Source organism: Thiocapsa sp., assembly GCF_035467215.1.
Taxonomy (GTDB): Bacteria; Pseudomonadota; Gammaproteobacteria; order Chromatiales; family Chromatiaceae; genus Thiocapsa.
In genome coordinates, this window is the sequence record NZ_DATITZ010000294.1 from 1 (window position 1) to 9,717 (window position 9,717).

The following is a 9,717-nucleotide window of genomic DNA, read 5'->3' on the forward strand; positions in this document are numbered from 1 at the left end:
AGGCCGACCTCGAAGGTCCGGTTCAGGAGACTGTAAGGGTTCTGGATACTGACCATGCGCGGCAGGCCATGCTGCTGCGCGAGCGCGAGGAAGCGCATCAGGCCCCAAGGTGTTTCATTGGAGACGCCGATCTGCCGAATCTTGCCGGCCCGGACCTGATCGGCGAGGACCTCGAGTGTTTCCAGCAAGGGGACGCTGTGGGCGTCCTCCACCGGTGAATAGCCGAGCTTGCCGAAGTAATTGGTCTCGCGATCCGGCCAATGCAGCTGGTAGAGGTCGATCCAGTCGGTCCGCAGTCGCTTCAAGCTGCCGTCCAAGGCCGTCACGATGTTGGCGCGGTCCAGCCGCGACTTGCCGCCGCGAAGATGCGGCAGCCATGCGCCCGGACCGGCCACCTTGGAGGCCAGAACCACCCGGTCACGACAACCGCGCGACGCGAGCCAGGTGCCGATATAGGCTTCGGTCCGGCCGATGGTCTCCGCGCGTGGCGGGACCGGATACATCTCGGCCGTGTCGATGAAATTGATCCCCGCGGCGAGCGCGCGGTCGAGCTGGGCATGTGCCTCGGCCTCGCTGTTCTGCTCGCCGAAGGTCATGGTGCCGAGGCAAAGTGCGCTGACGCGGATGTCCGAGCGCCCGAGCGGTCTGAGCTCCATTGCGTTCTCCTCAATCGTGTCGGTGATCCAGGATGCTAGATCGCATCGCCCAAACACATGATCAAGCAAAGAATCGCCCTGATTCTATCGAAGAAGCAAGCGCTGCGGATATGCAGTAACGGAGACGGCGCGGGTACGACACACACCTCTCCGTGCACGCGTCCCGCGCGGCGGGAGCCCCGGCGGGAGCGAATTGGATCCGCTCTCGGCCGGGGCTCGCGGCATCAGAACGCCGGCCCGCCGCGCATCTTGCCCTGCGCACAGGGTTCGCCCGGCCCTCCGCGCTTGGCCCCGGCTCCGCGGGCCTCGAACCGCTCGAGCTGATCCTCGGTCAGGACGGCCTTGATCTGCTCTCCGACCTCGTCTCGGGCCATGCCCGAGCCATCGTTCTTGGCCTGCATGACGATGCGCACTTGCGCGACCTGATCCTCGCTCAGATCGAGTCGGTCGGCGAGCCGATCGAGATGCCTTTCCATCCGAGTGTCCCGCTGCTCTTGGATGCGTGCCTGTTGCTCGGGCGTAAGCAGGGCGCCGATGCGTGCCCGTGTGTCCTCACGCTGCTGCAGCGCCTGCGCACGTTGCTCCTCCAGGATGGTCCGGATCTCGCTTTGCTGCTCGGTCGTCAGGTCGAGGGTCCGCGTCATGCGTTCGATGCGTTGGTCCGCGAACGCGCTCGGATCCTGATCAAAGCCGCGTGGTCCGGCCAAGACCGAGGTGGCCATGACTGCCGTGACGGCGAACGCCAAGGTTGCGGTGCGAAAGCTCTTGCCTGTGTTCATGATGTGTCACCTTTGATGTCTTTGTTGCGTCTCGGGAGGGTCCCGACGGGATGTCGAGTCCAGTCCCGACGCAGTGCAGGTTAGGTGACCGGGGTGCAGGAGCTGTGCAGAGATCGTGCAGATTTCGTGGAAGCGGGCGAGTCCGAGCCGAGCGGTCGAGGCTCAGCCCGTTTCTCGCGAGATGGCCTCGTTGGTGTCGGGCTCCTCGTAGCGATAGCCGACACCATAGACCGAGTGGATCAGCTCGATATCCGGCACCAGCTCGCCGAGTCGGCGCCGGAGCTTCTTGATGTGACTGTCGATGGTGCGATCGGAAACGACCCGGTTATCGGGGTAGATCCGGTCCATGAGCTGGTCGCGCGAGAGGATTCGGCCCGCGGCCTGATGGAGTGTGGCGAGCAATGCAAGCTCCACGGCGGTCAGCGTGATGACCTTGCCGTCGTGCGAGACCTGCAATCGGTCCGGCTCGAGGGTCAAGAAACCGCTCGGTCGGTGCTCGGGCGCCTGGCTGGTTCGTCTCAGGACGGCCTTGACGCGGGCCACCAACTCCCGCGGGCTGTAGGGTTTACAGACATAGTCGTCGGCACCCAGCTCGAGCCCCAGCAGGCGATCGATCTCCTCGACCCGTGCCGTGGTCATGATGATGGGCACCTGAGCGCGGCTGCGCACCTCTCGACAGATGCTCAACCCGTCCTGACCCGGCAACATGAGGTCGAGCAGGATCAGATCCGGTCCTTCGCGCTCGATCCAGGCGACCGCACCCGTGCCGGTGGCCAGGTGATGTACCCGAAAGCCGGCCGCACGCAGATAGTCGCCGACCACCTCGGCCAGACGCTCCTCGTCCTCGACAACGAGGATCAACGGCAGTGCGGTTTGGTTCATCTACATCCTCGCCTCTCGGTCTGCCGGCAGCTCGATGCGGATCGCACATCCGCCCGCTGCCGCCGCCTGTGCCTCGATGGTCCCGCCATGGGCCATCACCACGTTCTTCGCGATCGCAAGGCCCAGTCCGGCGCCGCCCGTATGGCGGCTGCGCGAGGCATCGACCCGATACAGTCGGTCGAAGAGCCGGGGCAGGTCCTCGGTCGGGACGCCGGGCGCCGTGTCCTCGAAGGTGATCCGATAGCCGCCGGGCGGAGCTGCGTCCAAGGTCACCGTCAACCCTCCGCCCGGATCCGTGTAGCTCAGGCTGTTGTGAAGCAGGTTGCCGAAGAGTTGGGAGATCCGGCCGGCGTCCGCGTGCAGAGGAGCATCCCCGGCCTGAGGCGGGTCGATCCGACCGGCGAGCCGATTGTCGAAGACCAACGCGAGCCCCGCGGCCTCGAAGCGCGTCCTGAAGGCATCGATATCCTCGCGCAGGATCTCGGCAAGGTCGATCTCCTGCATGCGGTAGGCGAGTGCACCGAGATCCGTCGTCGCAAGATCGTTCAGGTCCTCGACCAGACGCGAGAGCCGCAGCACGTCCCCGTGCAGCCGGTCGACCTCCGCGCGCTCCAGCTTCCTCACGCCATCCTGCATCGCTTCGAGATGCGCCCGCAAGAGCGCGATCGGCGTGCGCAGCTCATGGGAGATATCCGCGACCCACTGACGGCGCGCCCGATCGTTGCGCCCCAGCGCATCCGCAAGGGCGTTGATGTCGCGGCCCAAGCGGGCGATCTCGTCGCCGCCGCCGATCCCCACCCGGGCGTCATAGTCCCCGGCCGCCAGTCGGCGCGCGGTCTGCTGAAATTCCTTCACAGGACGGATCAATCGACTGGACAGCGGATAGGCCAAGGCGGCCGCGAGTGCCAGCATCGCCGCCACGATCAGCCAGAGCCGCCCGCCTTGGCGCTCGACGAAATGCAGATCGGCGAGCTCCGCGACCGGGGCGCCCGCGATGATCGCAAGCGCGCCGATCGGGGTGCCGTCGAGATTCAACGCAAAACGCCGGGTGTCGGGCAACAGCTCCGGCCGTCCGTAGATCAGGGCGCCTTCGGCGTCGAGCAGCATCAGGCGCAGCTCGATCGGCGCCCCCTGATCCCGTCGCTCGTCGTGCAACGTCGGCTGCGGTGGCCAGACGAAGCCATCGCCGCCGTCCGCCTGATGATGCGGTCCGAGAAAGCGCCGTGCCCACGGCGGAGGACGCGAGCACTCGCCCGATCGACCTCGACGCCCCTCCGCGGGCCAATCGCGCCCCAGAAGCGCGCCGAGCCACAGTCGCGGCGACGCCCGCAGCGGCGTCCAGCTCTCCTCGCGGGCATAGATCTCGACGAGACGCTCGCCGATGGCCTCGACCCGCGCCTGCTCGCGCGCCTCGGCCAGCTCGACCAATCCGCGTTGAAGCGACCAATGCACGAACGCCTGAGTGCCCGACAAGACCAGAACGCAGGCGAGCAGAAGCGTGAGAAAGACCTTGGTGTGAATGGAAAACGACATCTTCACGGCAGCTCCGGACGCCTCGGTACGAGCGGCCCATGAACGGGGTTTCGCAGCGGGCGCCGCTTCTGTCGACTGAAGCGGACCGGGTCGACGCACGCGCGCCGCACGCGACGCCTTCGCGCGGCATCCGCTCTCGATCGATGGGAAGACGATAACAGGCGAGGGTGCACCAAAAAAGGAACGGATTGAGCCCGACGCTTTTTCTCTACATTTCGCAATGCGCGATGAACATCCGTGCGTTTCAATGGCGCGCCGACGAGTGCGAGGCCACGTCGTTCATCGATCCCAACCGGAGAGCACTCTGACGATAAAACGCATTGCCGATCACGGATTCCGTCTCGGCATGATGGCCCTATGCCTCGCGGCTGCAGTCTCGGCCCACGCGCATCGCCTGACTCATGTCAAGGAATCGACGTTCGCGGCGCCGCAGAATCAACGTATCTCAATCATCGGCACCGAAAAATAGCGGAATGATGACGGCCATTACCGACACCTTCACCGAGGATCACCACCGCTGCGACCGTCTCCTCGCCGAGGCCGAAGCCAGTGCCGGCGGCTCGGATTGGTCCGCCATCGGCGCTGCCGCAGGGGCACTCGTCACCGCGATGGACCGTCATTTCGCGCTTGAGGAAGAGGTCGTCTTCCCCGCACTCGCGCAGGTCTTTTTCGTCGCGGAGAATCCCATCGAGATCATGTGCAACGAGCACGCGCAGATGCGTCAGCTCCTCGCCGAGATCGGAGCGGCGGTCGATGCGCGCGACAAGAACGCCTTGCTCGGCATCCTCGAGACGCTGCATCTTCTGGTGCAGCAGCACAACTACAAAGAAGAGGGAATCATCTACCCGATGGCCGACGGGGCATTGCCGGAGCGGGCGGCGGACATGGCTGCCATGATCGCGGACGTTTGAATCCCCGCGATTTCTCCTCCCGCTGCCGACCCTTGCCGCTCAATTCGCGGCGTTTCTCCCTTTTTCACGCCGAACGCCGATCCGGTCACGGCAATCCTGGTCCTCCGCGGAACCCGTCATCGCAGCCTCACAGTTGATCCACCCGAAAACTTGCCTAATTTCGGACAGATGAGGTCACCTCGACCAAGCCACCTCCGACAGGCTCGACATGACGATCGACGCTACGCTGTTCTCGCCGGCCCTGCTTTGGGTCGTCAACCTGCTCTTTGCACTGATCCTGCTGCTCGCGTTGCGTCTGACGCCTTGGCGGAAATTTCGCGACCTGGAGCAGTTGAACGTCTTTCTCGGGGCGGTCGTCGCGCTGCTGGTGCTCTGGCACATGGACGTTCAGGTGCAGGCCGGGTTGTCGTTTCATCTGCTCGGCGTGACGGCCATCACCCTGATGTTCGGGTGGTCGTTGGCGGTCATCGGGGCGGCGCTGGCGTTGCTCGGGGTGATCCTGAATGCGGGAACGGGTTGGGACGGGTTTGCGATCAATGCGCTGCTCACGGGTGTCGTGCCGGCGACCCTGACCCAGGTCGCCTTGATCCTGATCCGCTGGTACCTGCCCAAGCAGTTCTTCGTCTATGTGCTGGTGAACGGGTTTCTGACCGCCGGTCTCGTGGGCGTGCTGACGGGCTATCTGGCGGCCTGGCTGCTGGTGGTCAGCGGCGCTTACAGCTTCGCGGATCTCAGCGAAACGGTGCTACCCTTCTTTCCTTTGATGTTCATGCCGGAGGCCTTCCTGAACGGATGGATCTTGGCCGTGCTGGTCGCGTTCAAGCCGCAGTGGGTCTACTCATTCAGCGATGAACAGTATCTGAAAGGAAAATAAGGGAGTTTTCAACATGGGTTGGGTCGGCACAGCCGTCGGCGGCGCCATCGGTCTGGTCGTGGGAGGTCCGGTCGGTGCGGTGTTCGGTGCGGCCTTGGGTCAGGGCGTGGATCGGGGCTGGATCGGCGGCCCGCGGCGCCCGGCCCTGACGGGTGCGCAACGGGCGCGTGTCCAGGCGCGTTTCTTCGAGACGACCTTCCTGGTGATGGGCCATGTCGCCAAGGCCGACGGGCGGGTCAGCGAGGCGGAGGTCGCCTTGGCGCGCACCGTGATGGATCGGATGTCCCTCGGCACCGACCAGCGTCGTGTGGCGATCGAGCTGTTCAACCAAGGTAAGTCGCCCGACTTCGATCTGGCGGCCGCCATCGCCGCGCTGAAGGCGGTCTGTACGGGCCAAGGGACCTTGATTCATCTGTTCCTCGAGGTGCAGCTCCTGACCGCCTATGTGGACGGCGCACCGACGCCGGATCAGCGGCGCGCGCTCGAAAGCATTCGGCGCGGGCTCAACGTCTCGGCTTTGGCCTATCGGCACCTCGAAAACCTCCTGGTGCTTCAGCAGCGGATGTATGCCGGCGCGACCGGGCAGGCCGGCCGCGGCACGTCCTCGACGGCGGCAAGACCGGCTCCGCTCGCCAGCGCCTACGCGACCCTGGGGGTCGGCCCCAAGGCGAGCGATGCGGAGATCAAGAAGGCGTATCGGCGTCTGATGAGCCAGCATCACCCGGACAAACTGATGGCGAAGGGCCTGCCGGAGGAGGCGATGCGAATGGCCTCGCAGAAGACGCAGGAGATCCGGCGTGCCTACGAGAGGATCACGGAGGCGCGGGCGGCCTAGGCGTATGGGGCCGCGTGCCGAGTGAAAATCCGGTCCGCTTCGGTTAGAGTTCCGCACTTTCAACATCAAAACGGATCCGGGCCGAGGCGCGTGTGCCGCGGTGAGCGAGATCTTAGGGGACAACAGCATGACGCCTGATCTGATCGCACCGTCCATCCTCTCGGCGGATTTCGCCCGGCTCGGCGAGGAGGTCGACAATGTGCTCGCCGCCGGCGCGGACATCGTCCATTTCGACGTGATGGACAACCATTACGTGCCGAACCTGACCATCGGCCCGCTGGTCTGCGAGGCGTTGCGCAAGCATGGCGTGACCGCACCGATCGACGTGCATCTGATGGTGAAGCCGGTCGACCGGATCATCCCGGACTTTGCCGCGGCGGGCGCCACCTACATCACCTTCCATCCGGAGGCGAGCGAGCATATCGACCGTACGCTTCAGTTGATCCGCAACGAGGGCTGCAAGGCCGGTTTGGTGTTCAACCCGGCCACATCGCTGAGCTATCTCGACTATGTGATGGACAAGATCGACATGATCCTGCTGATGTCGGTGAACCCCGGCTTCGGCGGGCAGAGCTTCATCCCGGCGACGATGGACAAGCTGCGTGCGGCACGCAAGATGATCGATGCGTCCGGGTTCGACATTCGGCTCGAGGTCGACGGCGGCGTGAAGGCCGACAACATCGGCGAGATCAAGGCGGCGGGTGCGGACACCTTCGTCTCCGGTTCCGGGATCTTCGGCAAGGGCCGCGACAGCGATCCACATCGCTACGACAGCATTATCCGCGAGATGCGCGAGCAGATGGCGCGCTAAACCGCGTCAGGGGTTAAGGCCGGGGTGGGAGTTTGGTCGATGCGGCTGAGCTTCCCTTCGCGATTCGAGTCGACGCGGTTCAGGCGATGAAGGGCCTGAATAGCTTGCCCGATTGTTTTGTTGAGCCTGGAGCCGTGAGCGCATGCTGCGACCGAAGATGATCCTGATCGATGTGGACGGCACGCTGGTGGACAGCGTCCCGGATCTGGCCTTTTGTGTCGACGCCATGATGGAGCGGCTCGGTCGTCCGCCCCATGGGGAAGCGGCCGTGCGTAATTGGGTCGGAAACGGGGTCGAGCGTCTGGTGCGCCGTGCGCTGATCGGTCAGCTCGACGGAGAGCCCGACGAGGCGGATTTCGAGGCGGCGCTTCCGATCTTTCTGGAGCTGTATGCGGACAATACCTCCAAGCGCTCCGTGCTCTATCCGGGCGTGATCGAGGGCATCGCCTTCATGAAGGGTGCGGGTTACGCCCTAGGGTGCGTGACCAACAAGGCCGCTCAGTTCACCGAGCCGCTGTTGCGCGATCTCGGGATCCGCGACAATTTCGGCCTGGTGGTCAGCGGTGATACGCTACCCAAGAAGAAGCCGGACCCCATGCCGTTGCTGCATGCGGCGCAACACTTCGGTGTCGAGCCAGCCGAGGCACTCATGATCGGCGACTCGGTGAGCGACGTGAAGGCGGCGCGTGCCGCCGGCTTCGGGATCATCTGTATGAGCTACGGTTACAACCACGGTCAGGACATCCGCGAGGCAAAGCCCGACGCGGTGATCGATTCCATGGTCGAGCTCAAGCAGTTTCTGGCCGGGTAGGATGGTTAGAGCGGCGCGAAACCCATCCTCCAAACCACAACGTCTTCGGGCTGTCGTTCCGTGACGTCGGCGCGGTGAGGATGGGTTTCGCTGCGCTCTACCCATCCTACAATTGTTGAGTTGTGCGATGACTGCGGCTTGCGTTTGGGGTCGCGATTTCGATGATTGAACATGAGGCTTCGGACGATGCGAGCGATGACCGGGTGGCGATGGCGAGGTTGAGACCGCGTTCCGACCTGCCTTAAATCCCATTGCTCGGAGACCCCGATGACCCCCGCTGCCTTTCGCGCCCTGGCCGACCAGGGCCACAACCGCATTCCGATCCTGCGCGAGGTCCTTGCCGACCTCGACACCCCGCTCAGCGTCTATCTCAAGCTCGCAGAGGGGCCTTACTCCTACCTGCTCGAATCCGTGCAGGGCGGGGAGAAGTGGGGGCGTTATTCCATCATCGGCCTGCCCTGCCGCACCCTGTTGCGGGTGAGCGGCCACGAGATCCGTGTCGAACGTGACGGCGAGGTCATCGAGTCAGTCGAGACCGCCGATCCGCTGGCTTGGATCGACGCCTACCAAAGGCGCTTCAAGGTTGCCGATCTGGCCTGTCTGCCGCGCTTCACCGGCGGTCTGGTCGGCTATTTCGGCTACGACACCATCCGCTATATCGAGCCGCGTCTGGCGACCTGCCCCAACCCGGACCAGCTGCAGACACCGGACATCCTGCTGATGGTCTCCGACGAGGTGGTCGTTTTCGATAATCTCAGCGGGCGGATGTACATCATCCTCAACCTCGATCCGAGCGCCGGAGACACCCTGGAGGCCGGCGAGGCGCGCATCGACGCACTGTGCGAGCGGATGCGCCGCGGTGCCCCGCGACGTTCCGCGGAGCAGGGGCGCACGGTGAGCGAGACCGACTTCGTCTCCGGCTTCACCGAAGACGGCTTCAAGCACGCGGTCGAGCGCATCAAGGACTACATCCTGGACGGCGACTGCATGCAGGTCGTCATCTCGCAGCGTCTTTCCATCCCCTTTCAGGCGCCGCCGCTGGATCTGTATCGGGCGCTGCGCGGGCTCAATCCCTCGCCCTACATGTATTTTCTGGATCTGGGCGATTTTCACATCGTCGGCTCCTCGCCCGAGATCCTGACCCGGCTCGAGGACGGCGTGGTCACGGTCCGCCCGATCGCCGGCACCCGTCGCCGCGGCGAGACCGAGGCGGAAGACCAAGCGCTCGAAGCCGAGCTGCTGGCCGATCCCAAGGAGCTGGCCGAGCATCTGATGCTGATCGATCTGGGTCGCAACGACGCCGGGCGCGTCGCCGAGATCGGCAGCGTGCAGGTGACCGACAAGATGATCGTCGAGCGCTATTCGCACGTGATGCACATCGTCTCGAACGTGGTCGGCACTCTGCGCGAAGGCATGGATGCCATCGATGTGCTGCGTGCGACCTTCCCGGCCGGAACCGTCTCCGGGGCGCCCAAGATCCGCGCGATGGAGATCATCGACGAGCTGGAGCCCGTCAAGCGCGGTATCTATTCGGGTGCAGTCGGTTATCTGTCCTGGAACGGCAACATGGACACGGCCATCGCCATCCGCACCGCCGTCATCAAGGACGGCCAGCTCCATATCCA

At 64.6% G+C, this 9,717-nt stretch carries 10 protein-coding genes; 6 read left to right on the forward strand and 4 right to left on the reverse strand.

The window, feature by feature from the left end; genetic code table 11:
* The 4 genes from VLR48_RS16385 to VLR48_RS16400 all read right to left on the reverse strand — a co-directional run.
* Window positions 1-656: aldo/keto reductase (locus VLR48_RS16385; protein WP_325292815.1), on the reverse strand; the 656-nt coding region annotated here is incomplete at its 3' end.
* 224 nt (window positions 657-880) lie between these two features.
* Window positions 881-1,435 (reverse strand): hypothetical protein, encoded by a 555-nt coding sequence (locus VLR48_RS16390; RefSeq protein ID WP_325292816.1) that lies wholly within the window; start codon window positions 1,433-1,435, stop codon window positions 881-883.
* Between the two features lie 162 nt (window positions 1,436-1,597).
* Window positions 1,598-2,317, reverse strand: coding sequence for a response regulator (locus VLR48_RS16395; protein WP_325292817.1), 720 nt, complete (start codon window positions 2,315-2,317; stop codon window positions 1,598-1,600).
* Window positions 2,318-3,850: an ATP-binding protein gene (locus tag VLR48_RS16400; protein WP_325292818.1), complete on the reverse strand. Its 1,533-nt coding sequence runs from the start codon at window positions 3,848-3,850 to the stop codon at window positions 2,318-2,320. It lies immediately after the preceding gene.
* A 473-nt stretch (window positions 3,851-4,323) separates the two neighbouring features.
* Here VLR48_RS16400 and VLR48_RS16405 point away from each other — a divergent pair, with 473 nt between their 5' ends.
* The 6 genes from VLR48_RS16405 to trpE all read left to right on the forward strand — a co-directional run.
* Complete coding sequence (locus VLR48_RS16405; RefSeq protein ID WP_325292819.1) at window positions 4,324-4,761, forward strand: hemerythrin domain-containing protein; 438 nt, start codon at window positions 4,324-4,326, stop codon at window positions 4,759-4,761.
* Window positions 4,762-4,969: 208 nt separating this feature from the next.
* Window positions 4,970-5,635: an energy-coupling factor ABC transporter permease gene (locus VLR48_RS16410; protein ID WP_325292820.1), complete on the forward strand. Its 666-nt coding sequence runs from the start codon at window positions 4,970-4,972 to the stop codon at window positions 5,633-5,635.
* Between the two features lie 13 nt (window positions 5,636-5,648).
* The gene (gene djlA, locus VLR48_RS16415) at window positions 5,649-6,470 is read left to right on the forward strand and encodes a co-chaperone DjlA (RefSeq protein ID WP_325292821.1); all 822 of its coding nucleotides are present in this window, start codon (window positions 5,649-5,651) and stop codon (window positions 6,468-6,470) included.
* Window positions 6,471-6,597: 127 nt separating this feature from the next.
* On the forward strand, window positions 6,598-7,281 hold the full coding sequence (gene rpe / locus VLR48_RS16420; RefSeq protein WP_296806034.1) for a ribulose-phosphate 3-epimerase: 684 nt from the start codon (window positions 6,598-6,600) through the stop codon (window positions 7,279-7,281).
* 142 nt (window positions 7,282-7,423) lie between these two features.
* Window positions 7,424-8,092, forward strand: a complete 669-nt coding sequence (locus VLR48_RS16425) for a phosphoglycolate phosphatase (protein ID WP_325292822.1) — start codon at window positions 7,424-7,426, stop codon at window positions 8,090-8,092.
* A 267-nt stretch (window positions 8,093-8,359) separates the two neighbouring features.
* The coding region (trpE, locus tag VLR48_RS16430) for an anthranilate synthase component I (RefSeq protein ID WP_325292823.1) at window positions 8,360-9,717 on the forward strand (1,358 nt) is incomplete at its 3' end.